This is a genomic window from Roseateles sp., from assembly GCF_049240545.1.
GTDB lineage: Bacteria > Pseudomonadota > Gammaproteobacteria > Burkholderiales > Burkholderiaceae_C > Paucibacter_A.
This window is the reverse complement of the sequence record NZ_JBMLSK010000168.1, coordinates 15459-40461: the sequence shown is the minus strand read 5'-3', so window position 1 is coordinate 40461 and position 25003 is coordinate 15459. Positions and strand designations below refer to the sequence as shown.

19 protein-coding genes and 1 riboswitch are annotated in these 25003 nt (G+C 64.8%); of the genes, 12 read left to right on the top strand and 7 right to left on the bottom strand.

Annotation, left to right across the window (positions count from 1 at the left end; translation table 11 throughout):
* Positions 1 to 11: 11 nt before the first annotated feature.
* Complete coding sequence (locus ACOVRJ_RS10985; protein WP_422043891.1) at positions 12 to 260, bottom strand: hypothetical protein; 249 nt, start codon at positions 258 to 260, stop codon at positions 12 to 14.
* Between the two features lie 254 nt (positions 261 to 514).
* Between ACOVRJ_RS10985 and ACOVRJ_RS10980 the strand changes: the two genes are divergently transcribed.
* Positions 515 to 2083 (top strand): methyl-accepting chemotaxis protein, encoded by a 1569-nt coding sequence (locus ACOVRJ_RS10980; RefSeq protein ID WP_422043890.1) that lies wholly within the window; start codon positions 515 to 517, stop codon positions 2081 to 2083.
* A gap of 15 nt (positions 2084 to 2098) precedes the next feature.
* Here the strand turns inward: ACOVRJ_RS10980 and ACOVRJ_RS10975 are convergent, their stop codons facing one another.
* The 3 genes from ACOVRJ_RS10975 to ACOVRJ_RS10965 form a co-directional block, all read right to left on the bottom strand.
* Positions 2099 to 2437 carry an ArsR/SmtB family transcription factor gene (locus ACOVRJ_RS10975; RefSeq protein ID WP_422043889.1) on the bottom strand — a complete coding sequence of 113 codons (339 nt, stop codon included), beginning with the start codon at positions 2435 to 2437 and terminating at the stop codon, positions 2099 to 2101.
* Positions 2438 to 2706: 269 nt separating this feature from the next.
* Entirely contained in the window at positions 2707 to 3237 is a 531-nt protein-coding gene (locus ACOVRJ_RS10970) for a type II CAAX prenyl endopeptidase Rce1 family protein (RefSeq protein ID WP_422043888.1), read from the bottom strand.
* A gap of 44 nt (positions 3238 to 3281) precedes the next feature.
* Entirely contained in the window at positions 3282 to 6146 is a 2865-nt protein-coding gene (locus tag ACOVRJ_RS10965; protein WP_422043887.1) for a choice-of-anchor X domain-containing protein, read from the bottom strand.
* A gap of 613 nt (positions 6147 to 6759) precedes the next feature.
* Between ACOVRJ_RS10965 and ACOVRJ_RS10960 the strand changes: the two genes are divergently transcribed.
* Positions 6760 to 7455 (top strand): DUF1566 domain-containing protein, encoded by a 696-nt coding sequence (locus tag ACOVRJ_RS10960; RefSeq protein WP_422043886.1) that lies wholly within the window; start codon positions 6760 to 6762, stop codon positions 7453 to 7455.
* Between the two features lie 110 nt (positions 7456 to 7565).
* On the opposite strand, the gene ACOVRJ_RS10955 is transcribed toward ACOVRJ_RS10960, so the two are convergent.
* Entirely contained in the window at positions 7566 to 8345 is a 780-nt protein-coding gene (locus tag ACOVRJ_RS10955; protein ID WP_422043885.1) for a TonB family protein, read from the bottom strand.
* A 152-nt stretch (positions 8346 to 8497) separates the two neighbouring features.
* A riboswitch (TPP riboswitch) is annotated at positions 8498 to 8640 on the top strand.
* Positions 8641 to 8843: 203 nt separating this feature from the next.
* Between ACOVRJ_RS10955 and thiC the strand changes: the two genes are divergently transcribed.
* The 5 genes from thiC to ACOVRJ_RS10930 are packed head-to-tail and all read left to right on the top strand — an operon-like array spanning position 8844 to position 14437.
* Entirely contained in the window at positions 8844 to 10736 is a 1893-nt protein-coding gene (thiC, locus tag ACOVRJ_RS10950) for a phosphomethylpyrimidine synthase ThiC (RefSeq protein ID WP_422043884.1), read from the top strand.
* A gap of 5 nt (positions 10737 to 10741) precedes the next feature.
* Positions 10742 to 11788, top strand: coding sequence for an FAD-dependent oxidoreductase (locus ACOVRJ_RS10945; protein WP_422043898.1), 1047 nt, complete (start codon positions 10742 to 10744; stop codon positions 11786 to 11788).
* Between the two features lie 10 nt (positions 11789 to 11798).
* The gene (thiS, locus tag ACOVRJ_RS10940) at positions 11799 to 12032 is read left to right on the top strand and encodes a sulfur carrier protein ThiS (protein WP_422043883.1); all 234 of its coding nucleotides are present in this window, start codon (positions 11799 to 11801) and stop codon (positions 12030 to 12032) included.
* A 6-nt stretch (positions 12033 to 12038) separates the two neighbouring features.
* Positions 12039 to 12851: a thiazole synthase gene (locus ACOVRJ_RS10935; RefSeq protein ID WP_422043882.1), complete on the top strand. Its 813-nt coding sequence runs from the start codon at positions 12039 to 12041 to the stop codon at positions 12849 to 12851.
* On the top strand, positions 12848 to 14437 hold the full coding sequence (locus tag ACOVRJ_RS10930; RefSeq protein WP_422043881.1) for a bifunctional hydroxymethylpyrimidine kinase/phosphomethylpyrimidine kinase: 1590 nt from the start codon (positions 12848 to 12850) through the stop codon (positions 14435 to 14437). Before ACOVRJ_RS10935 ends, ACOVRJ_RS10930 begins: the two co-directional genes overlap by 4 nt.
* Here the strand turns inward: ACOVRJ_RS10930 and ACOVRJ_RS10925 are convergent.
* Together ACOVRJ_RS10925 and ACOVRJ_RS10920 are read right to left on the bottom strand one after the other, a co-directional pair.
* Complete coding sequence (locus ACOVRJ_RS10925; protein ID WP_422043880.1) at positions 14434 to 15726, bottom strand: sensor histidine kinase; 1293 nt, start codon at positions 15724 to 15726, stop codon at positions 14434 to 14436. The genes ACOVRJ_RS10930 and ACOVRJ_RS10925 overlap by 4 nt on opposite strands.
* Positions 15716 to 17065 (bottom strand): sigma-54-dependent transcriptional regulator, encoded by a 1350-nt coding sequence (locus ACOVRJ_RS10920; protein WP_422043879.1) that lies wholly within the window; start codon positions 17063 to 17065, stop codon positions 15716 to 15718. The genes ACOVRJ_RS10925 and ACOVRJ_RS10920 overlap by 11 nt, the downstream gene beginning before the upstream one ends.
* 190 nt (positions 17066 to 17255) lie before the next feature.
* On the opposite strand from ACOVRJ_RS10920, the gene ACOVRJ_RS10915 reads away from it, so the two are divergent.
* The 5 genes from ACOVRJ_RS10915 to ACOVRJ_RS10895 all read left to right on the top strand — a co-directional run bounded on the left by ACOVRJ_RS10915 (position 17256) and on the right by ACOVRJ_RS10895 (position 25002).
* Positions 17256 to 18545 (top strand): efflux RND transporter periplasmic adaptor subunit, encoded by a 1290-nt coding sequence (locus ACOVRJ_RS10915; RefSeq protein ID WP_422043878.1) that lies wholly within the window; start codon positions 17256 to 17258, stop codon positions 18543 to 18545.
* 41 nt (positions 18546 to 18586) lie between these two features.
* Complete coding sequence (locus ACOVRJ_RS10910; RefSeq protein WP_422043877.1) at positions 18587 to 19264, top strand: ABC transporter ATP-binding protein; 678 nt, start codon at positions 18587 to 18589, stop codon at positions 19262 to 19264.
* A gap of 18 nt (positions 19265 to 19282) precedes the next feature.
* Entirely contained in the window at positions 19283 to 21694 is a 2412-nt protein-coding gene (locus ACOVRJ_RS10905) for an ABC transporter permease (RefSeq protein WP_422043876.1), read from the top strand.
* 85 nt (positions 21695 to 21779) lie between these two features.
* Positions 21780 to 24185, top strand: a complete 2406-nt coding sequence (locus ACOVRJ_RS10900; protein WP_422043875.1) for an FtsX-like permease family protein — start codon at positions 21780 to 21782, stop codon at positions 24183 to 24185.
* A 76-nt stretch (positions 24186 to 24261) separates the two neighbouring features.
* Positions 24262 to 25002, top strand: a complete 741-nt coding sequence (locus ACOVRJ_RS10895) for a hypothetical protein (protein WP_422043874.1) — start codon at positions 24262 to 24264, stop codon at positions 25000 to 25002.
* The last annotated feature ends 1 nt before the right edge of the window (position 25003 follow it).

Below are 25003 nucleotides of genomic sequence, written 5' to 3'. Positions count from 1 at the left end.
CTTGCTGCACTTCAGTTCACCAGCGCGAAGGTGACAAAACCACCACCCGCATCGGCCAAGCTCTTGAGGCCCACCGTGCTGGCACTGATGCCGAGGAACTTGACCTGCCGTTCAACTTCCTTGGCATGCTTTGCGATCGCCAAGGCCGAGGCCATGCGGTCGCTGGCATGGGGCGCCAGATCGTTGTAGCTCAGCTCAAGATTCGCGCCTGCGGTCATCAGCGAGTTCAGGTACGCGGGCTGGAGCGAGTTGCTGTGCATGTGATGCCTCCCTTGGGTTCAGCCAGCATAGTCCTGGATGGCGCCCACAGCATCTAGCGCTTACGAGGAGTGAGCCGAAGGTGTAGCGCGCGCGACCAGAATGACCGCGGGGGGGGTGTTGCCGCTCAAGCAAGCCGTGCCATACTTTGCCAAGCACTGCTGCGCAACTAACCGTTGTCTTCATCGCAGGCTTGCCCGTGAGATCTGGGCCATTGTTCGCTCGGCCCCTGACAGCTTTGTTCGGAGGATAGGACATGGATCTGACTTTCTGGATGCGCCGTTTCACGATCCGCACACGCATGCTAGGAGCCATCGCCATTGTGCTCGGCATGTTTGCCCTGGTCGGGATCACCGGTTTTCTTGGGGGCCAGCAGCTCAAGTCGCTGAACACCGAGTTCATGGAGCACTCCGTCAAGGAGCTGACCCAACTCGCTGAGATCCGCAGCGCACTCGCCGATGTGCGGCTGCTGGAAAAAGAGATGGTGATCAATTACGAGGACGGTGTCGCGGTCCTCAAGGCGCGCGAAGGCTGGCAGGCCGCCATCAAGCGAACGAAAGTCGGCTTGGTCTCGCTGCTGCAAGGCGAAGAGGACGAAGACAACGCCCTGGCCCGCGAGGCCACTGAACTGATGGACGCCTACAGCAAGGCCTCGCTGCCGGTGCTAGCGCAGATTCAAGACGGAGGCTTTGATACCGCCAAAGTAGCTGACCGCATGCTGGGTCGGGCCAAAGCCCATATGAGCGGGGTCGAAGAACGGGTGAGCAAGATCGCCACCATCGTTGAGCAAGAGGCCAACGAAACTCAGCTCAGCTTCGACGCCTCGATGCAACGCATTGGCTACGCCTTCTTGGGCGTGCTGGCCGTGGTCGTGCTGCTGGTGGTGCCCTTGACACTGCTGAATTCACGCACGATCACCAGCCCGATCAGCTACGCCCGAACCGTGGCCCAGGCGATCGCATCGGGCGATTTGAACCGGCAGATCCGCGTCGAAGGTCATGACGAGGCGGCCGACCTGCTCGGCTCATTGAAAAGCATGCAGGACTCGCTGCGCCAACTGGTGAACCAAGTGCGCGAGTCCACGCGTTTCATCGAAAGCGCCAGCGTCGAGGTTGCGGCCGGCAACCAGGATCTCAGCGAGCGCACCGAGCAGGCCGCATCCAATCTTCAGAGCACCGCCAACTCGATGGATCAGCTGACCGGCGGCGTGCGCCAAGGCGCTGAAGCCGCCATGACGGCCAAACAACTCGCCAGTTCGGCAGCGGAAGTTGCTCAACGCGGCGGCATCGTCGTGTCTGAGGTCGTCTCCACAATGGACCGCATCAACCAGAGTTCGCGCCGAATCGGCGACATCATCGGGGTGATCGATGGCATCGCGTTTCAGACCAATATCCTGGCGCTGAATGCGGCCGTCGAGGCAGCGCGCGCGGGAGAACAGGGCCGTGGCTTTGCCGTGGTCGCCAGCGAGGTGCGCTCGCTGGCGCAGCGCAGCGCAGCGGCGGCACGCGAGATCAAGCAGTTGATTGGCGCCAGTGTCGAACAGGTCGGTGCCGGCTCACAACTGGTTCAAGACGCGGGCAAAACCATGGACGAGATCGTTGCCTCGGTGCAGCATGTCAGCGACATGATTGGCGATATTGCAAGCGGCACCTCAGACCAAAGCCAGCGCATCGGCAACGTCAACCAAGCGATCAACCAGCTCGACCAAATGACGCAGCAAAACGCGGCCTTGGTCGAACAGTCAGCAGCTGCGGCAGAGAGCCTGCGCGAACAATCACAAAGGCTGGGCGCTGCGGTGTCGCAATTTCATCTTGACGCCAACTGAACGCAGAGCCGAGCTTCAGCGTGCAGCCTTGAACACCGCTCTTTGCTGGGCCTCTTGCTCACTGCGCCGGGCAATGCTGCCGCAGACCAGGTCGCACAAGTCATAGACCGAGGGGTCGGCAATGCGGTAGAAGGCGCTGGTACCACGGCTTTCGCGCTCGACAAAGCCGTGCTGCTGCAGCACGCTCAAATGACGCGATACGTTGGCGGCACTGAAATTGCACAACTCGGCCAGCTCGCCGACCTTGCGCTCTTGCTGACGCAAGAGGTTCAGGATCTGCAGGCGCGTGGGCTCAGACAAGACCTGGAAGTAGGCGGCCACCTGGACAAGCGCGTTTTGAGGGAGGTCCTGCATGGGCGTGAGAGGGGAAGACAACACCAAGGCCCGCCTCACCCGGCCGAACCGCCGGGCCAAACTCCTGAATCCCGAGCTGGGACTCTTGGCCTTTTGATGCGGAATTCTAGTGAAACCCCGCTTTCATTGCGTGCTTGATTGTTTGCAGGCCAACGCAAACAAGATATCCGGGCTCGCTAGGCCCCATGCAGTCCCATACGGCGCCGCCGCGCTGCAGCGTCTACTGCAGCGCCACACCGCTAAGCAAGGCCGGAGCAAACAATGCCCCCTCAATGCAAGCCTGAGATGCCGGCCAAGCAGAGATTGAACCAAGCATGCATGCCCACGCACAGCCAGTACTGCCGGCGCTGGCTCCATAAAAGCCCGAGCGCCAGGCTGGGAACCAGGAGGTCCAGCCGCCCCCAAAGTGGCAGGCCCGGCTGATGCGAGATCACAAAAGCCAGGCTTGCGAGCAGATTGGCCGCGCCATGAGCGAGCCATGAGCCTTGGCGCCCGACGGCCCGACCCAGGGCCTGTGTGAGCGACTCCTGCAAGCCCCAGCGGAAGATGGCCTCTTCCAGAAGCGGCGCCCCCATCAGACACCACAACCAGCCCGAGACGGCGCCAGGTGCGATCTGCCGCCCCAAGACCGCATGGGCGCCCCAAGCCAGCAAGGGCGCCGCTAGCGCCATCGCTGCGGGCCACCCCAGCAGAGCCCAGGAGCGGCAGCGCCCACCGCCCAAGTCGGCGATGGGGCTGCTTTCACCGCGACTTTCAAGGCTGCCACGTGGGCCAGCCGCAGCGCCCAGGGGCTGCGTCATCGCCGTCTCAGCGCCGGCGCTGTGCTGGCCCCGTTGGCCCATGCTCAGCGCTTGCTGCCGAAGGGCAGACGGCGACGCAGCGCCAGGGCCAGCAGCGCCCAGCCGGACAGGAGGGCCAAGCTGGCATCACGGCCATCAGGGTTGGTGGTGCAACCGCCGCCGCTGGCCGACGCTGCTTCAGCATTGGCCCTTTCCTGCGCCACCTTCTTCGCCGCTTCTGCAGCCACGGCAGCAGCGGCGGCCGAATCGGCGGCCGCTTTGTCCGCCGCTGCCGCAAACTGCGTCATCGTGGTCTGGTCCTCAACGAAGAACTCAGCATTGGCCTCGCGAGTGAAGGCCTCAGCCGCGCTGCCGTCCAACAACTTGGAAGCTGCGCCCACCGTGCCTTCCACAGTGACTTCATAGTCACCCAAGGGGAGCTTGCCGCCCAAATTGGCGGTGTACACCCCGTCAGACTTCACATAGTCGCCGTTTTGACCGTCATCGCTGAGCGCAATGTTCTCCAGCACCACATTACCCTCGCGGTCGTAGACGGTCGCCACCAAGCTGGCATTCAGGGCCTTTTTCTGGCCACTGCCCAACTCAGCCGTGATCACCAGCGGCCGCTTGTCTGCCGCCGTGCCGCCCACCATGGTCACGTTCAAAGGCGAGCCCCCTTGCGAAGACACGTCCACGCTCAGCGCCTCGACCATATCGATGGCGGCGCTCAAGCTCAGGGCCCATTCGCCGCCTGTGGCGCGTGACGCCAGCTTGGCCGGGACGGTGATCTCGTAAGTCCCCTCGCTGGGCTGAATGTTGTAGCCATAGCCGCCCACACTGCCTGAGGCCTTGGTGTCGGTCGACCTGGGCAGAGTCACCACGCCACCGCTTGGGTCACGCAATGAAGGCGTGAGCTTTTGGATGTCATCGCCATCAAAGAACAAGGTGATGGAGACATCGTTGTCGGTGTTGCGAGAGGCCAGACGGAAGCTCAGTGTTTGCGAAGCGTCGGCCGCCAAGGGGTCGACGCTGCCGCTGAAGATGGTGGACTCTGCACGACCCAAGAGTTCATTGCTGGCCTGCGCCATCTTCTTGGCGGCCTCAGCACCGGTCTTGGCCGTGGCGGCATTGCCGCCGGTCAAAGCGGCCAACTTGGCCAAAGACATTGTTCCCGTGGGCAGCGGCGTCAAGGCCGCGCTGGCGGCCGCAGCTGGCGCAACGGCCCCCGCGCTGCGCACCGACTGCGCCACCCGCTTGTTGCTGGCGGGCGCCGGCGTGCTGTTCACCTGCTTGATCAACAAGGTGTTCAAGGTGATACGGTTTTTCTTCAGCATCTTGAGTGTTTCTTCACTCAGACCCGGCTCGGCATCGGTGATGTAGTGGATGGTGGAGAAGCCCCCGTCCGTGCGGGTGGTGTCGCTGTTGAGCACCGAGACTGCGTACTGCACCGCGTTGTCAAACGAGTATTTGCCGTAGTCTTCTGGGCAGGTCGCCGCCACCGTCCCCGGCCCCGGCTTGACACGGCTCTTTGCGGTGGCGACAAACTTCTCGTACACAGCTTGCAAGTCGGCGGCTGAGGGCTTGTACTGCGCATCATTGCCGCCGTCGGCCTTGTTCTGCGAGAACGCAATTTCCTTCTTCGCCGCAGCGCCGATCAGATTGTTCGCCGGGTTCTTCTGCGGCAAGACATCCATCGAGGCGGCCGGGCCTTTGCAATCGACCTCGACCGTGTCCCTGGTGTCGTTGAAGGGGGCTTGCGCCACGACCGGCGTCGAGATCATTGCAAACTGCGACAAGGAGCCGCCCGCCTCTGCGGCCGCCTGCAAGATCGGGGCCACAGCGCCCAAGCGGTTGTCACGGTCGGTCTGCCTGCCGTGGAGGATGTCCACCAGCACCACATCCTTGCGATAGACCGTGTCGACAAAAACAATCTCAGGCAAGGTGCTGGGCACACCCGTGCCGTTGGGCACGTTTTTTTGCCAGTCATAGTCGGCCAGGGCGGGGAAGGCGGTGCGGCCCAGGCCCAGCGCCCCCTTGGGGTCGCTGCTCACCGGACGGGACAGCATTTCCCAGGCACTGGCGCCCACGGCATAGGTCTTGTCCGGGCCAAAATCCGTGGAGCTCGCCCAGACGCGCTGTTGCGCCGTGACGGCGGGCGCCGGCGCCAAGCGGGCTTTTTCCGCATCGCGCAGGAAGAAGCGGCTTTGGATGTAGTCCATCGGCGTGGTCAGGCGACGCACCGCCCCGCCCGCCTCATTCTTGGCATTCGGGTTCAGCAAAGACTGGGCGCCCGAATCGGTATCGCAGCTGACCGCTGGGTTGACATTGCAGGGGATGCCAGGACTCTGTCCCTCACTGGCCAGTCCGTACAAATAACCCAGCAGGCCCCGCGCCACTTCCACACCCACGGTTCCGCCAATCACTGAATTGGTGATCGGCGTTGGCGTGTTGTTGCTGACCACCGCGCCATTGCTGATGCTCAACAACTCGTGCGACAGCATGACCACGTTTTGCTTGTTGGGCTTACCCCAACCGGCCAAGTCGACCAAATTGTTGCCGTGGGCATTCACCAGGGTGACGTCGTAGTTGGTGTCCTTGACGTTCCGGTACACATAGATCTTCTTGATCATGTGCCGCGACTCGGTGGCGGCATAGATCAGCGCGGAGGCATCGGTCAAGATGCTTTTGATGGCGTCGCGATCCAGCGTGACCGCGCCATTGCTATTGACCTGCTTGACGCCAGCATCCCAGTCCCAGTCCACGCCGACCGTCAGCGTGAGATCTTCCGTGATCTGACCGGGCGTGTTGTTGGCGACGACCGCGGTGCTGTAGACCGACTGAGCGGCAGACGCGGGTACAGCATGTTGAAGAACGAGTGCACTGCCGAGCAGGGCGGTGACGATTTTGTTGGAGCGACGATTGGATTTCATGACAGCGAGTTTTTTGGCTAAGAAGGGTTGAGTCGGGTTTCTGAGTGACGAGCGCCTCACCACGCCCGACAGAGATCAACGAAATGCGTATGCGCCAAGCCGCGCATAACCGCTGATCTATTCGGCACAGCACACGAGCTCTTGAGGGAAACGCTAACGCCCAATTCACACAAACCTTTTTGCACCATGAAATAAATCACGCAACATCCACGAGCGCTTGACAAGCAAGCCACTGCTACACGCCACAGGAGTCGCAAATCGCGCGAGACCATCGACTCCAGCAGATGGTAGGCGCCTGCATAACCTTCCACAAACACGGAACTAGACTTCGCAAAAATTCAAGGCAAGGCCAGGCCTTCCAAGCAAACCTAAGCCACCCTAATGCTTGAGGCTAGCGCTGCATTTCGGCGGACAAATTTCTGCGAGCACAGACCCATGCGCGTGAACTAGCTAACGCGAAATTCAATCTGTCCCCTCATGTGAGGGCAGGTGAGCAAAGGGCAGGCCCCTACACTTTTCTCACCCAGACGGACGGGCTTCTTGAGCAGCAAAAGCTCGTTCTTTTTTACTTCTATTGCGGGCAAGGCCCAAGAGGTTGAACATGCAGAAAGCTATGAGGACTTTGGCAATTTGGGTGGGCGCATTGGCCTTGACTGGCGCCGCACAGGCGGGCCCAGTGGTCCTGACCAAGTTGGATGACAAGCAAGTGCTGGACAGCAGTACCAAGCTTGTTTGGGCCTCTGACTGGAACCTCGCCAAAACCACCGGCTACGCCAGCGATGGCCGGATGACATGGAGCGAATCCATGGCCTGGATCGCCAAGCTCAACGCCAGCAACTACGCCGGTCACAACGATTGGCGCTTGGCCTCCACCAACACCACGGCCCCATCGAAATGCAACGAAAGCTACAACCCCGGTGGCGGCCATGCTGACCAATACTTCGGCGCCTTCTGTTCCGGCAGCGAAATGGGTCATCTGTTTTATGAAGCACTGGGCGGCAAGAGCGGTGAGAGCGTCTTGAACCAGGCCGGCGACAGTGCCGTCGAAAAGGCCAATCTGGCCTTGTTCAAGAACGTGCAGGCTGATTTCTATTGGTCAGCTACGACTTTCCCACCAAATTCTGACTATGCATGGGGCTTCTATACCCAATTCGGAGGCCAATACCTCACCGACCGCAAGGATCTCTACTTTGCGCTGCCGGTGCGAGCCGCCGATGTGAGCGCCTCCGTGCCGGAGCCTCAAACATTGGCCTTGACCTTGCTTGCGTTGATCGGGCTGACTTTTGTTCGACGCCGCCGAGCGGCTTGAGGCCGTACCGGCCTCGTCGGACCTTGAAGAATGAAATGGGGGCCTTGGCCCCCATTTTGTATCTGCGCCGCCAGCGACCGATTGGAATGACGCCGCTGCCGTTCTGGCCCTTACTCGACTTGGAACCCAATCTCCACCGAAGCAACGCGTGGCGCCTCAATGGGCGCAAAGCGCCACTGCGTCAGCGCTGCGACTGCTGCCGAGGCCAGTCGCTTATTGCTGGCATTGACGGCCTCGGCCTGCTCGACCGAGCCGTCCGCCTTCACCGTGAAACGCAGCTTCACCGAGCCGCCTCGGAAGTCGCGTTGCAGTTGGCGCGGCACCTCGGGATCAACCTTGTGCAGCAACTTCAGCGGGGCCGGTTCTGGCTCCGGCTCGGGCTCCGGTGCCACCGGCGCATGCACGCCTGGCTTGGGAACGGCCAAGCTGGCCGCAGCCAACACGGTCTTTTCATTCGGGGTGGCAGTAGTGGCCGGTGCGACCTCAAGTTCTTGAGGTGGCTGTTGCCGCTGCACTGAGGACATGGTGTCACTGCCTGAGGGCAAGACCGCCGCAATCGCCGCCGCAGCGTCAGCGGGCACTGTAGGTGGAGTGGCGGCAATGGCCGAAGTGGAGGCCGTGGACGTGGGCTTGCTCGCTGGCTTGGCCACAGCCTTGGCCTGAGCGCCGGCATTGCTGTTGGCTGCTGGCTCAGCAGCCGGCGTGTTGCGCTTGGCCTGCGGCTTCTCGGCGTGCAGGCGTATCCAGGTGAAAACCTTGTCGGCTTGCTGCTGGGCCCGCGCTTCAGCGCTGGCGGCAGCGGGGCTAGGAGCAGCACTCTGTGCCTGAACGGCAAGAGCCAAAGAAGTGCCCAGCATCGTCATCACCGCCAGGCGCAAGCGTCGAAACATGAAGAGACACTCCAACACAAAGCCAATCACATCAGAGGGCGCAATACGGCGACGCCAGAGGCCGGCAGTTTAGACACAGCCCCCACTCAAACGAGTGTCGGGTTTTTACTTAATGGCTTGGCCGCACATGAACTAATGCACATCTATACTGCGCACTTGCTCCGGGGTGCCCTGCTGCATGTTGTTTTGTTCAAACGAACATTGACGAGATGCCGGGCTGAGATGTGGTGGAAGCCATAGACCCGCTGAACTTGATCCGGTTGATACCGGCGTAAGAAGAGCCCGTCCCCCTGCCTGGGGTTGCGGGCCCTGGATGTGTTCCGGGGCCGGCCGCTGTCACCACAGCCGCCTCCACCCCTCGCACCGCCAAGGCCCCATCCCTCGCCCGCCGCAGTGCCATCACCGGCAATGCCCAGGGACAGTCCCATTCTGACGCCGGTCCACCACCGACAACGTTTCGGCCCTCGTAGCACACACCTGCCAACGAGAAAGCCACCGATGAACACCGTGACCGACCCCGGCCTGAACACCATCAAGGCCCTGAACTCCAGCCTGAAACTGACGCGCACACCCTTGCCCGGCTCCAGCAAGATCTACATCGCCGGCGAGCGCCACCCCGAGCTGCGCGTGCCCATGCGCGCCATCAGCCTGACCAATGGCGAGGTGGTCAGCGTCTATGACACCTCCGGCCCCTACACCGATGTTTCAGCGGCGATCGACGTCAAGACCGGCCTGCCCGCCACTCGCGCCCCCTGGGTGGAAGCGCGCGGCGACACCGAGGTCTACGAAGGCCGCCCCATCCAACTGATCGACGACGGTCTGCGCGAGGCCAGCCAGCAAGAGCAGCTGATGCAGATGAGCGCCGGCCTGCGCCGCCAGCCACGCCGTGCGGTCCAGGGCGCCAACGTCACCCAAATGCACTACGCGCGCCGCGGCATCGTCACGCCCGAGATGGAATACATCGCCATCCGCGAGAATCAAAAGCTCGAGTGGATGCACGAGTACCAGCAAGACGCAGGGCGCGAAGCCCGCCTGCGCGGCAACTCCTTCGGCGCCAGCATCCCCGAGCTGATCACGCCCGAGTTTGTGCGCGACGAGGTGGCGCGCGGCCGCGCGGTGATCCCGGCCAATATCAACCACACGGAGCTGGAGCCGATGATCATCGGCCGCAACTTCCTGGTGAAGGTGAACGCCAATATCGGCAACTCGGCCGTCACCTCCTCCATCGAAGAAGAAGTAGAAAAACTGGTCTGGTCGACCCGCTGGGGCGCCGACACGGTGATGGACCTCAGCACCGGCCGCAACATCCACACCACCCGCGACTGGATCATCCGCAACAGCCCCGTGCCCATCGGCACTGTGCCGATTTACCAAGCGCTGGAGAAGGTCGGCGGCGTGGCCGAAGACCTGACTTGGGCGCTGTTCCGCGACACCCTGATCGAGCAAGCCGAACAAGGCGTGGACTACTTCACCATCCATGCCGGCTTGCGCCTGCCCTTCATTCCGATGACGGTGAAGCGCCGCACCGGCATCGTCTCGCGCGGCGGCTCCATCCTCGCCAAGTGGTGCATCTCGCATCACAAAGAGAACTTCCTGTACACGCACTTCGAAGAGATCTGCGAAATCATGAAGGCCTATGACGTGACCTTCTCGCTGGGCGACGGCCTGCGCCCCGGCTCCTTGGCCGACGCCAATGATGAAGCGCAGTTCGCCGAGCTGCGCACGCTCGGCGAGCTGACCAAGATCGCCTGGAAGCACGAGGTGCAAACGCTGATCGAAGGCCCAGGACACGTGCCCATGCACCTGATCCAAGCCAATATGACCGAGCAGCTCAAGCACTGTGACGAAGCACCCTTCTACACGCTCGGCCCCTTGACCACCGACATCGCGCCCGGCTACGACCACATCACCAGCGGCATTGGCGCGGCCATGATCGGCTGGTTCGGCTGCGCCATGCTTTGCTACGTCACCCCCAAGGAACACCTGGGCCTGCCGAACCGCGACGACGTCAAGGCCGGCTTGATGGCCTACAAAATTGCCGCCCACGCGGCCGATGTGGCCAAGGGCCACCCGGGGGCGCGGGCGCGTGATGACGCCCTGTCGAAAGCGCGCTTTGACTTCCGCTGGACCGACCAGTTCAACCTCGGCCTGGACCCCGAAACCGCGCGCGACTTCCACGACGAAACCCTGCCCAAGGACAGCGCCAAGGTGGCGCATTTCTGCTCCATGTGCGGGCCGAAGTTCTGCTCGATGAAGATCACCCAGGATGTACGCGAGTACAGCGAGGGACTGGCGGGCATGGCTCAGAAGAGCGCCGAGTTCAAGGCGCAGGGCGGCGAGATCTACATTCCGATCGCCGTGGACAACAGTCCTAAGGACAACAAGGCTTGAACGAAGTGGCCACGATAGGAATCGCCGGCGCGGGCCTGGTCGGGCGCCTGGCGGCCTGGGGCTTGAGCCGGGCCGGCCATTCGGTCGAAGTCTTCGACCCCGCACCCGACGCCCTGCCGCGCTTCGACGGCCAAAGCGCGGCCGCCTTCACCGCTGCCGGCATGCTCAGCCCCATGGCCGAGCTGGAGGCGGCCTCGCCCGAGATCGCGGCCCTGGGCTTGGCCTCGCTGCAGCTCTGGCCGGGCATTGCCGAGGCGCTGGGGGTCAGGTCTTGCCTGGCGCTGGAGGGCAGCCTTTTGCTGGCGCACCGGCAGGACCTGGGTGCGGCCGAGCGGGTGCTGAGCCGGCTGCGCGCCAGCGGCTTGGCGCAGGCCCAGCCCTTGAGTACAGCTCAGCTGGCGCAGCGGGAACCTGCGCTGCTGCCGGGCCTGCAAGCCTGGTCGCTGGCGGGCGAAGGCTTGATCCACCCGGTCGAGCTGATGGCGGCCTTGCATGCCCGCGCTGAGGCGAACTGGCATTGGAAACAAGCAATCGTTGCGGTTGAGCCGGGCCAGTTGCAACTCAGCAATGGCGAAACCCGTCGCTTTGATTGGGCGCTCGACGCCCGCGGCCTCGGCGCCAAGCCGCAGCTGCCGCAGCTACGCGGGGTGCGCGGCGAAGTCATCACGCTGGATCTGCCCGGCCACGGGCTAGTCCGCCCGCTGCGCCTGCTGCACCCACGCCACCGCATCTATCTGGTGCCGCGCAGCCGCGATCAACTGGTGCTGGGCGCCAGCGAGATTGAAAGCGAAGACCGCAGCCCGGTCAGCCTCAAAACCGCCGTCGAACTGATGGCGGCGGCGCACAGCGTGATGCCCTCGCTGGCCGAAGCCCGCATCGCCCGCTTGGACCGCAATCTGCGCCCCGCCCTGCCCGACAACCATCCCCACAGCCATTGCGAGCCCGGCCTGCTGCGCCTGAACGGTCTGTACCGCCACGGCTGGCTGCTGGCGCCGGCCCTGCTTCAACGCTTGCTGCAGCAAAGCGAGCTGGCAAGCCTGAACGACGAATGACGAGGTTCACGTGAACACCACCCCCATCGCTACTCCTTCTTCCATCACCATTTTTCTGGACGACGAGCGCCTGCAGCTGCCCGCGCCCAGCGCCATCAGCGATCTGCTCAGCCATTTGCAGCGCGCGCCCGAGAGCGTGGCCACCGCATTGAACGGCCGCTTTGTGGCCCGCGAGGCACGCGAACAAACACGCTTGCAAGACGGCGACCAAGTGCTGCTCTTCAAAGCCATAGTGGGAGGTTGAAGCACCATGACGAACACGCATGACAGCTGGAAGATTGGCGAGGTCACGCTGAACAGCCGCTTCTTGCTGGGCAGCGCCGGCTACCCCAGCCCGCAGACGCTGGTGCACGCGATCAAGCTCTCGGGCACGCAGATTCTCACCGTCGGCCTCAAGCGCACGTTGCAGGCCGAGGGCGACAACGGCTTTGTCGCCCTGGCCCTGCAAGCCGCCCAAACCCAGGGCGCGCGCCTGCTGCCCAATACCGCCGGCTGCCGCAGCGCCCGCGAGGCGGTGCAGCTCGCCTGCATGGCACGCGAGCTCTATGGCACACCCTGGGTCAAGCTGGAGGTCATCGGTGACGAACACACCTTGCAGCCCGAGCCCTTCGAGTTACTGCAAGCGGCGACCGAACTGGTCAAGCTGGGCTTCACCGTGCTGCCCTATTGCACCGACGATCTGATCTTGTGCCGCCGTCTTCTGGACGCCGGCTGCCCGGTGCTGATGCCCTGGGGCGCGCCCATCGGCTCCGGCCAAGGACTATTGAACCCTTATGCGCTGCGGGTGCTGCGCGAGCGCTTGCCCGACGCCACGCTGATCATCGACGCCGGCATTGGCGCGCCCTCACACGCGGCCCTGGCCATGGAGATGGGCTTTGACGCCGTACTACTGAACTCGGCGGTATCGCAAGCCACCGACCCGGTCAGCATGGCCGAGGCCTTCCGCGATGCGATTCGCGCCGGCCGCAAAGCCTACCGTGCAGGCTTGATGTCAGCACAAGACTTCGCCGTGCCCTCCACCCCGGTGAGCGGCCATGCCTTCTTGCTCGGGGATGCGCCATGACTTGGTCGCAAGACCTGGCCCCACCCATCATCTGGTCGATAGCCGGCAACGACAGCGGCGGCGGCGCCGGGCTCTCGGCCGACGCGCGCATGGCCGCGGCCTTTGGCGTGCATCTGTGCCCGGTGCTGTCCACGCTAACGGCGCAGAACTCGCTGGGCGTGCAAAGCCTGTGGCCCGTCCCCATTGAGCAACTGCGCGCCCAGTTGCAAGCACTCGCCAGCGATTTGCGGCCTTGCGCCATCAAGACCGGCTTGCTGGGCTCGGCCGCACAGATCGAACTGCTCTGCGAAGTGGTGGATCAGCTGCGGCAAGTCGGGCCGGTCGCCCTGTTTGTCGACCCGGTGCTCAGCGCCAGCGCCGGTGGCGCCGACTTTGGCCACGAAGCCCTGCTGCGCGCCTACCGCGAGCAACTGCTGCCGCGCGCCGATCTGGTCACGCCGAATCGGCGCGAGGCCGAGCGCCTGCTGGGCCTGGCACCTGGCACGGGCGAGCCGCAAGCCATGGCAGCGGCGCTGCAAGCACTGGGCACCGCCAGCGTCTGCATCACCGGAGGAGATGATGTCAGCACCACGCACGCGCTGGCCATCGACTGGCTGAGCAGCCCCTTGGCCAGCGGCTATCTGGCGCTGCCACGCCTGCCGTCCTTTCATCACCATGGCAGCGGCTGCAGCTTCACCAGCGCAGCGGCGGCAGCCACCGCGCGTGGCTTCGCCATGCCTGACGCGGTGCTGCTGGCCAAGATGGCCACCTGGTGCGCTGTGCGTGACGGTTATGCCGCTGGTGCAGGTTCAGGCCCGGTGCGAGCGGGGCCTGGGTTTTTGTTCGAGCCGCGCGCCATGCCGGTGATGAGCTTTGGCGCCGAGCCGCTGGACCCTGCCAAGCTGACCCGCTGGACCGAAGTGTTGCGCCGCGAACCCGCAGCGCCAGCGCCGCTGGGCCTGTACGCCATCACCGAGCGTGCCGAGCGTGTGGCCGAACTGGCCGCGGCGGGCCTGCCGCAGATCCAGCTGCGCATCAAACCTGAGCAGGTGCGTGACGAACAAGCACTGCGCGCTGCCATCGACGCTGCACTGCAAGCGGTGGCCGGCAGCCCAACTCGCTTGTGGATCAATGACCATTGGCAAATCGCCCTGGCGGCGGGAGCGCAGGCCCTGCATCTAGGGCAGGAAGACTGGGGTGCTTTGAGCCCTGATGAGCGCGCAAACCTCTTGAGCAGCGGCGTCCTGTTGGGCCTGTCCAGCCACAGCCTGTGGGAGCTGGCGCGGGCTCGCGGCCTGGCTCCGCATTACATCGCCTGCGGCCCGGTCTGGCCCACCACCACCAAAACCATGCCCTGGCAGGCCCAAGGCATGGACAACCTGGCCTGGTGGGTGCGCATGGCCGGCTGCCCGGTGGTGGCGATTGGCGGCATTCTTTCTCCCGAGCAGGTGCAAGCCTGCGCCGAACAAGGCGCGGCAGCGGTCTGCCTGGTCCGGGCGCTGGAGCAGGTGCCCAGCCAGCTGCCGCAATTCCAGGCGGCCTTTGAGCTAGGGCGCAGTGCGCCTGCCCAGGGAGCGATCCAGCCGCCGCATCCTGCGCTGATTTAAAACGTCAGCACAAAGCAAGCGCCGCCGCTGACCGGCTTGACGTAGCGCACGCTGCCGCCCATGCCATGGACCAGATTGCGCACCACGGCCAGGCCAATACCCTGGCCGCCGGCGGCCTTGTCTTGCAGCGATGAAGGCTTGGTGCTGACGAAGGGCAGGAAGATGTCGTTCTCCATGCCGGCCGGCACGCCGGGGCCGTTGTCGCGCACCTCCAGGCTCAGCCGCGCGCCGCGCACCAAGCGGGCGCGCACCGTCAGTCGCGGCTTGTCTTGCTCGACGCAGGCTTGAGCGGCGTTCTTGATCAAGTTCAGCAGCGCCTGCTCCAGCTGACCCGCATCGGCCATCAGACTCAGGCTCGGGGACTCCAACTCGAACTTGGCCTCGCCACCGCGTGCCCGCCAGTCCGCCCCCACCATCTGCTCCAAGCGGGCAAACAGCTCGCTCAGCAGAATCGGCTCCAGCTTGGGCTCCGGCCACTCGCTGACGCGACGGTAGTTGCCCACAAAAGTGGCCAAGGCGTCGGCACGGCGAGCGATGGTGTCCATCGCCAGGGTCAGGTCTTGCCGGTCGGCTTGGGGCAGCGGCGCCTCACGCAACAAGTCTTGCGCGGTGCGCGACAGCGACGCAATCGGCGTCAACGAATTCATGATCTCGTGCGTCAAGACATGCACCAGCTGGCGCCAGGCCTTCAGGGTCTCGGCCTCCAGCTCCGACTCGACCGGCATCAGCGCCAAGAGCCGCGCCGACTGCTGCTGCATCACCAACTCTCGGCTGGCCAAGAGGCAGCGCTCGGTGCCGCGTTCGCTTTCATAGCTGAAGACGCTGTGCTCGCTCGACCCCTGCGCCTCGGCCTGTGCATGCGCAGCGATCTGCGCGAGCAAATCCGCGCGATCACGGGCGCCGCCGGGCGCCAGCATGCGCCGGGCGGCGTTGTTGAGCGCCTGCACCGAGTCAGCTAGGTTTGCGCCTTGGCGACTCCATTGCCAGAGAGCCACCGGGGCATGCTCCAGCCTGGATTCGAGCGCTAGGTTTTGCTGCCGCGTCAGCTGATCGACCGAGCCCTGAAAGCTGAGCCCCGCCTGTTCACGTGACTGCGCGTCCAGATCCATTTGCATCAGCACACGCCGGCCCCAGCGCCAGGCAAGCAGCAGACCAGCCATGGCGGGCAGCAGCGCCAAGACGACCAGCCGGGGCGATTCATGCTGCCAGCCGGCCAGGCCCGCGCCCAGCAGCATCAAGACCAGACCCAGCACGGCGGGCCAGGGCCGCAGGCGGCGTCTAGAGTCCATATTTCTCCAAGCGGCGGTACAGCGCGGCTCGGCTCAAGCCCAGCAAGCGCGCGGCCTGGCTGATATTGCCCTGGGCCGCCTGCATGGCCTCTTCCAGCGCGGCGCGCTCGCGCTCGCTAAGCGGCAACAGGGCCGGGCTGGCCTCGGCTGAATCAGCGGTGACAGCCGGCGCAAGCGGCGAAGCAGCTGAAGCTTGGGGCGCACGCTGCAAAGCAAAGTCCGCCAATTCGAACTGTTCGCCGGGCGCCAAGATCACGGCGCGCTCACAGGCATGGCGCAGCGCACGCACATTGCCGTGCCAATCGCGCGCCATCAAACCGGCCAAAGCCTGCGGCGAGAGCGCACGGTCGGTTTTTTGATACTGCGCCGCGTAATGGGCCAGGTAATGCTGGGCCAGCAAGGGGATATCTTCGCGTCGCTCGCGCAGCGGCGGCAGGCGCAGCACGATGGTGTTCAGCCGATACAGCAAATCGGGGCGAAAGCGCTGCGCATCAAAGAGCGCGGTTTCGTCCAGATTGGTCGCGCTGACGATGCGCACATCAATCGGCACGGCCGCATCCGCGCCCAGCGGCGTCACCTCGCGACGCTCCAAGACGGTCAGCAGCTTGGCCTGCGCCGCCAGCGGCATATTCGCCACCTCATCCAAGAACAAGGTGCCACCCTGCGCGGCTTGGAAGCGCCCCAGGCGCTCGCTGCGCGCATCGGTGAAGCTGCCACGCTTGTGGCCGAAGAGTTCGCTCTCCAGCGTGCTATCACTCAAGGCGCCGAGGTCCACCGACAAAAAGGTCTGGCCGGCGCGCTTGGACAAAGCATGGATCTCGCGCGCCACCAATTCCTTGCCGGAACCCATCTCGCCCAGCACCAGCACATTGGCATCGGTGGGCGCCACGCTGCGGATCAGCGAGCGCAACTCATGCATCACCCTCGACTCGCCCAGCAAGGCCGAAGCCACCTCAGCTTTGGGCTTGCGGCTGGCCAGCGCCGCCGCAACGGTGGCGAGCAGTTTGTCGTTGTTCCAGGGCTTGGTGATGAAGTCAAAAGCGCCGGCCTTCAAGGCTGCCACCGCCAAGTTCACCTCGGCATAGGCCGTCATCACGATCACGGCGGGCGGCTGCGCGCGCCGCATCACCTCGGCCAGCACCGCCTGACCCTGCGCACCGTCGATGCGGCCGGGTAGGAAATTCATGTCCAAGAGCAACAGTTCGACCGGTTCGGCATCCAGCGCTGCGCTCAAATCGGCGGGCTGCTGCAAGAGGCGCACCGGGCCAAAGCGCCGCTGCAAGAGCAGCTTGGCCGCGATGCCGACATCGGGGTCGTCGTCAAGAATCAGGATGGACATGGGCGAGACGATAGCAGCCCACACCCAGGTTTCGAGACCCACAAGTCCCCCGGCCTGCAGACAAAAGCTGGACTGTCCGATTCCGGACAGTCGGAGGCGCCAACCACTGTCCGGAATCGGACAGTGACCCATTAAAAGCACAGTATTGAGTGCCCAATAGAGATGGCACGGCTCTTGCGCTAGTGAGGGCATGAACGCGAATCTGCATCGATTACCCCCCGTCACCGGCGCCGCCATGGACCGCGCCTTGCCCAAGAACAAGTACGCCAAGCCGCTGCGCTGGGCGGGCGCGGCGCTGGCCCTCTTGGCCGTGGTCGGACTCCTGGTCTACAGCGTGCCGCGCGGACTCAGCGTGCCGCTGAGTGAGCTGAGCCTGGCCACGGTGGGCGAAGGCGAGTTCCGCGACGAGCTGGTCTTGCGCGCCCAGGTCGTGCCGGCGCATCAGGTGCTGCTGGATGCGACCGAGAGCGGCCGCGTCGACGCGGTGTTGGTGCGTGATGGCGATATGCTGAAAGAAGGCGCCCTGCTCTACCGATTGTCGAATCCACAGCGCGAGCAAGAGGTCTTGCAGCGCTCGTCGGAAGTCGCCCAGCAGCAGGCCAATCTGGCCATGCAGCGCACCGCGCTGGCGAACGCCCAGGCCATGCAGCGCCGCGACCTCAGTACCTTGCAACATGAGCTGACCAAGGCGGAGAACGATCTGAGCCGTCAACAAGGCTTGGCGGCCCAAGGCTTTGTGTCGGCCTCGGTGCTGGAAGACGCCAAGCTGCGTCGCGAACAACAACAGCGCCTGCTGAACCAGGCCCGCGAAGACGGCGCGGCCGAGTTGCGCACCCGCGAGCAAGCGGTGGCCGAGATGGAGCGCGCCGTCAAAGGTCTGAGCGAAGGGCTGTCGGTGGTGCGCAAGGCGGCCAGCGGTTTGTCGGCCCGCGCCCCGCGCGATGGTCAGCTGAGCGGCTTCACGCTGCAGGTAGGCAGCTCGGTAAAGCCCGGCGACCGGCTTGGCCGCATCGATGACATCAATGGTTTCAAGCTCAGCGGCAATGTCGATGAGTTCTACCTCAGCCGCGTGCAAACTGGCCTGAAGGCCAGCTTGGAAGCCGGAGGCAAGACCTGGCCCCTGACGGTCTCGCAGCGCCTGCCGCAGGTGAAGGACGGTCGCTTCGGCGTCGAGCTGGAATTTGCCAAGGACATGCCGCCGGCCCTGCAAGCCGGCCAGAGCCTGGACGCCCGCATCGTGCTGGGCCAGCCCAGCCGCGCCAAGCTCTTGGCCGACGGCCCCTTCTACGCCGACAGCGGCGGTGCCTGGGTCTATGTGCTGAGCGCCGACGGCAGCAAAGCCGAGCGCCGCAATGTGCGTCTGGGCCGCCGCGCTGCCGGCCAGATCGAAGTCTTAGAAGGCTTGGCACCCAACGAGCGCGTGATCGTTTCCAAGGTGCGCCAGTTCGGCGAAGCCAAAACCCTGAATCTCAAATCCTGAACCCCTCATCCAGAACCCAATTTCCGAGGAGCGAACCCATCATGATCCAGCTGAAAAACCTGAGCAAACTGCACCGCAATAGCGAAGTCGAAACCACCGCGCTGAACTGCATCGACCTGCAGATCGAAGCCGGCGAGTACCTGGCCATCACCGGCCCCTCGGGCTGCGGCAAGTCCAGCCTCTTGAGCATCCTGGGCCTGCTCGATGCACCCAGCAGCGGCGAATACTGGTTCGACGGCCAGAACGTCACCGGCTGGAACGAGCGCCAACTGAGCAAACTGCGCCGCGGCCGCATCGGCTTTGTGTTCCAGAGCTTCAACCTGATCGATGACCTGAGCGTGCGCGAGAACATCGAGTTAGCACTCGAGTACGGCGAGGTGCCGGTGGCCGAGCACAAAGGCCGCGTTGATGAAGCGCTGCACCGCCTGGGCATCACCCACCGCGCCAACCATCGCCCCTCGCAGCTCTCGGGTGGTCAGCAGCAGCGCGTGGCGATTGCCCGCGCCATCGTCTCGCGCCCGGCTCTTCTGCTGGCCGATGAGCCAACCGGCAACCTCGACAGCGCGCAGGGCGACGAGGTGATGCGCATCCTGCGTGAGCTGAATGCCGAGGGCACGACGCTTGTGATGGTGACCCACTCGCCGGCTCATGCGGCCCAGGCCTCGCGCAGCCTGCGCCTGCTGGATGGCCGCATCCTGGTCGACGCCCTGGCCGCTTGATTGCGGGAGAACAGACCCATGAAACTCAAAGACCTGCGCGTCAGCTGGCGTCAGCTGCTGGCGGAACCCGCCTACTCCCTGGTGGTGGTGCTGGGCCTGGCCGTGGCCATCGCCGCCGCCTACCTGATCGCCCTACTGCTCAACGACCGCTGGCTGCCCGACCCCAGCGTGCCCCGCCCCGACCGCGTCGTACGCCTGGAGTTCAAGGGCAACATCCCTGGTCGCAATGACGATTGGTTCAGCTCCATGCCCTACGTCTTCCGCAACGCCTTGCTGGATGCGAAGGCACCGGTCAGCCATGTGGCGCGGGTGACGGAGAGCGAGCTCGGCCTGCGCGTGGGCGAGCAGATCAGCAAGAACCGCGTCATGTTCGCCGACCCTGAGCTGGTCGCCATCTTCGGCCTCAAAGCCTTGAGCGGCGATGTGCAGGCGGCCCTGAGCAAGCCCGACACCGTCGCCCTGACCACCAGCGCGGCCGAGCGCCTGTTCGGCCGCAGCAGCGATGTGCTGGGTCAGCGCCTGCGCATGCGCGGCCAGGAGATGACCGTGGCCGCACTGCTGCCGCGCCAAGCGGCCAATAGCGAGCTGGAGTTCGATGTGCTGGCCAGCTTCGAGTCGCCCGCAGCCAACCAAGCGCCCTGGATGCTGAGCGCCTGGTACTTCATCAACGGCAATGTCTATGCCCGCCTGGCCGATGGCGCCAACGCCGCCCAACTCGGCACGCTGATGCAGTCCATCTTCGACCGCAGCCCGGGCACGACCGAGGTCCCACCCGAATGGCGCGCCGACGGCCGCAAGAGCGCCTTCGTGCGCGCCGTGCCCCTGACCCGCATTCCCTTCGAGGGCGGTGGCAGCCAGACCCGACTGATGCTCTACAGCGCGCTCAGCGTCATGGCCCTGACCATGCTGGCCCTGGCGGCCATCAACTACGTCAACCTCAGCAGCGTGCGAACCCTGCGCCGCCAGCGCGAGATTGCGGTGCGCAAAAGCCTGGGCGCCAGCCCAGCACGCCTTGGCCTCCAGTTCGTGCTGGAGTCCAGCCTGGTGGCCTCGCTGGCCGGTGCCATGGGGCTGCTGCTGGCCTGGCTGTTGGCACCGGGCTTTGCCGATCTGCTCGATGTGAAGTTCGCGAGCAAGTTGTTCGCGCCGGTGCAGCTGGCCAGCCTGGTCCTGGCTTGCCTTCTGCTGGGGGCCTTGACCGGGCTTTACCCGGCGCGTGTTGCCCTGGGGGTGCACTGCGCCCCGGCCCTGCAAGGCCGCAAGCAAAGCGAAGGTGCAGCCGGCCGCCGCATGCGACGCGCCATGACGGTGCTGCAGTTCGGCGCCGCGCTGACCCTGTCGGGCGCCGCCGTGGTGGTGGTCTGGCAGAGCGAGTTCGTGGCCCGCATCAACCCCGGCTTCAAGACCGAGGGCCTGCTGGCCATCGACCTGCCCGAGACCGCCAAACGAGAGGCCAAGCGAGGTCTGTTTGACACCTTGCAAAGCCATGCGGCCGTTCGGCAGCTGAGCATGAGCGATGACATTCCGGGCCGCAACGGAATCGGCAGCGTCACCAGCGTGGCGCGCGGCGAAACCAAGGTCGCCGTCCGCAACAGCGCTGCGGACGCGCAGTTCTTCAGCACCTACGAGATCCCCTTCCTGGCAGGCAGCCTGAACGGCGTGCAGATCCCCGAGCAGCCGCCTCGTGGACCAGAGGCAGCCAAAGAGGTCTGGCCCACAGTGATCGACGCCACCGCCGCCAAGTCTCTGGGTTATGCCTCGCCCCAGGACGCCTTAGGCCAAGTCATCCGCTCCGATGAACTGCAGTTGCGTGTGGTCGCAGTGGCAGGCGCGATTCGCCAGGAATCGGCGCGCGAGCTGCAGCAGCCGCAGCTCTTCATGCTGCACCAGAACGGTCACCGGGTGCTGACCCTGAACGGCCCGGATATGGCGGCGCTGCGTGCCGCGGCCCAAGAAGTCTGGCCGCGCTACTTCCCAGACGATGTGTTGCTGATGAATGGCGTTCACGAAGAACTGGCGCAACGCTACCGCCTCGATCGAAATATCGGTCGCCTGATCGCCGCGACCAGCCTGCTGGCCCTGCTGCTGGCAGCCTTCGGCGTCTACGCACTGGCGGCCTACACCGTGCGGCGCGCGGCATTGGAGATCGTCATCCGCAAGCTGCACGGCGCCGGCCACCGCCACATCGCCGGCCTGCTGATCAAGGAGTTCGCGCCCCTGCTGGGTCTGGCGGCCCTGGTCAGCCTGCCGCTGATCTGGTGGATTGCCCAGCAGTACCTGAGTGGCTTCGTCGAGCGCGCGCAGATGGGCGGCTGGCCGCTCTTGGTTGCCCTGGTCGCTACCTTGCTGATGAGTGGGCTGGCCGGGCTGCGCCATGGCTTGGCGGCGATGTCGATGCGGCCTATCTTGGCGCTGCGCGACGGGGGCTAAGCGCCCAATCCAAAAGCCGAGTCAGGCGGGAGGCTGCCTCTCCCGCCCGACTGCAGATCAATCGAAACGCAAGACCTGACCCTCGATGAGACTGCTAGACCTGAGAGTTGCGGCGCGTCAGCTCCGCGCAGAGCCGCTCAACGCGACCGTGCTGATCGTCGGCCTGGCCTTGGCCCTGGCGGCCTGCTACTTGCTGGCCTTGCTGCTGGGCGAGCGCCTGCGCCCCGACCCGGCGCTGCAAGATCCGGAGCGCATCGTCTTGATCGACTTCCACGGCAATATGCCGGGTCGGCAAGAAGACTGGTTCATGGGCGCGCCCTTTGTGTTCAAGCAAGCGCTGCAAGACGCCCGCGCACCGCTGGAGATGCTCACCCGGATTTCGGATGACAAGCCCAGCCTGCGCGTTGGCAATCGCAAGCTGCGCGCTCAGGTGACGGCGGCCGACGCCAGCGCGGCAGCGCTCTTCAATCTGCGCGCTCTGCAAGGCGATCTGCAAGACGCGCTCAGCCACCCCGACACCATCGCCTTGACCGAGCCTTTGGCGCAGCGCCTGTTTGGCAGCGACAAAGCCCTGGGGCGCAGCGTCGATATCGGCGAGCACCGCTTGCGCGTGGCCGCCGTGCTGCCCGAGCCCAGCTCGCGCAGCCTGCTGCGCGCTGAGGCCTGGGTCGGCTTTGACTCGCCGGCTGCGGGGCTGGACGAGGAGACCCGCAGCGCTTGGTTCCAGATCAATGGCCAGGTCTTTGCCCGCCTGGCCCCAGGGGCCAACACCGAGCAGATTGGCGCGCTGGCCCAAGCCCTGCTCGACCAAAGCCCGGTGATAAAACAGCTGCCGTCCGACTGGACAGCGGGCGGGCGCAAGGCCGCTTTCATGCGCGCCCTGCCGGTGCCGCAAATGCCGTTTGAAGGGCGCGCGGGCCGGCAAAGGCTGCAGATGCTGGGGGCGCTGGGCGGCGTGGCGGCCTTGCTGCTGAGCTTGGCGCTGCTGAATCACATCAACCTCAGTGGCGTGCGCACCTTGCAACGTCAACGCGAGATTGCGGTGCGCAAGGCACTGGGCATCAGCCCGGCGCGCTTGCTGCTGCAGTTTGCGGTGGAAGCACTGCTGATCATCGCCCTGGCCGCCGGCCTGGCCCTGCTGCTGGCCTGGCTGCTGCTGCCTTGGGCCAGCCTGGCCCTGCAAGTGCCGCAACCCGACAGCCTGCTGCAAGCCCAGCCACTGGCCGGCCTGCTGCTCGCATGCGGCCTGCTCTCGGTCTTGGTGTGCCTCTACCCCGCTCGCCTGGCCTGGCGCATGCACGCCGCTGCCGCGCTGCAAGGGCGGCAGGCCAGTGAAAGCCCGGGCGGCCGCTGGCTGCGGCGCGCTTTGACCGGGCTGCAGTTCGCCATCGCCTTGTTTGTGGTGAGTGCGGCCCTGATGTTGAGCGCGCAAAACCGCCATGTACTGAGCCGGGAGCTGGGCTTCCAGCCCGAGGGTGTGATCACGCTGCGCTTGCCAGAACAAATCAGCGCCCAGCAAGCCCAAGATTTTCATCAAGCGCTGCAACAAGGGCCCGATGTGGCGGCACTGGCCTGGAGCGACAGCGTGCCGGGCAATGTCTTCATGGACCGTAACGCTCAATTCACCCGTGGCGATCAGCAAGCCGAGCTGCGCTTCAACGAAGTGGACTCAGACTTTTTCAAGCTCTACCGCATCCCGGTCTTGGCCGGTCAAATCGAGAGCCAAGGCCAAGACGGCTTGGTGCTGGATGAGGCAGCCACCAAGGCCTTGGGCTGGGGCTCGCCGGCACAGGCACTCGGTCAACCGCTCAACACGATGATGAAGGGCTTGAACCAGACCAGCTCCACTTGGCGAGTGGTGGCCGTGGTCGCCAATCAGCGCCTGGAGAGCACCCGCGAAGCCGGCCGCCCCCACGCCTTTTATCTGAAGAGCCGAGCTCAGGCCTTCGGCGGCCAGCGCGCCTTCTGGGTGCTGAACTTGCGCATGAACGCGTCCGGCGACCCAAGCAAGGTCTTGGCCCCACTTTGGGAGCGCTATTTCCCTGGCGAGCCCTTGGTGTGGGAATCGGCCGAGCAGGTCTTGATGGCTGCCTACAAGTCGGACCTGCGCATTGCCCAGTTGGTCAGCGCTTGCGGCGTGCTGGCCTTGCTGCTGGCCGGCTTCGGGGTCTATGCCCTGGCGGCCTTTTTGGTGCAGCGTCATGCCAAAGAGATCGTGCTGCGCAAGCTCCATGGCGCCTCGCCGCTGCAGGCGATGAAAAGCTTGTTCCGGGAGTTTGCAGCGCTGCTGCTGGGCGCGGCGCTGCTGGCCCTGCCGCTGTCCGCCGTCTTGGGAGAGCGTTATCTGGCGCAGTTTGCTGACCGGGTCAGCCTGGGCGGCGGGCCACAATCCTGGGCTCTGGCAGGGCTGGTGTTGGTGACTTTGCTGGCCAGCTTGCGTCATGGCTGGGCGGCGCTGGCGATGCGGCCGGTTTTGGCTTTGCGGTCCTGACCGAAGTACGGCAGCAGAGCCAAGGAATCGTCACGCAAGTCAGGTCCAATGCGCAGGTTTCAACTGCTGGCTGACCATGAGCCCCTCCTCACTGCCGCGCCTGTTCGGCGCTCTTTTACTGCTGTTCTTGAGCGATACCTCGCAGGCGGGCCGGCCCTTGACGACCGACGATGCAGGCGTGGCCAAAGCCGGCAGCTGCCAAATCGAAAGCTGGCTGGAGCATCAGCCGGGCTCCCCCGGCCCGCGCCAGCCCCAGGGTTTTGTGCTGGCGCCGGCCTGCGGATTGGCGCCGGGCTGGGAACTCGGCTACGCCTATGGTCGGCAGCGCCAACTCGATGAACCGGCCCGCTCGCAAAGCAGTTTCGGGATCAAGTACGCCCCCTCCCATTGGCGAGGCCAGGGCGCCTTGGGCGAATGGCATGCAGGCTTCCGCCTGTCCAGCAACCACGAGCAGTCTTCCTCTCGGAACTGGCAGCAAACTCAGTATGGCTTGGTGAGCCTGCTCAGCTTGGCGATCAGCCCGTCTTGGACCCTGCATGCCAATCTCGGGCTGCTTCGGCAAAGAGAGGCGCGCCGCAGCGCGGCCTCGATGAATCTGGCCGCCGTTTGGAGCCCGCGCGAGCATGGCTTCTTGTTTCTTGAAATGCAGGCCAATGACCAACACCCAGCCGTCGGCCCCAATAGTTATGCCCTGGGAGGCCGCTGGTGGCTGCAAAAAGATGTCTTGGGGCTGGATCTGAGTGCCAGCCGGGACGATCAGGCCGGCAGCCGCGTGCTTTGGACCTTGGGCCTGAGCTGGTACGGCATCAAGTTCTGAG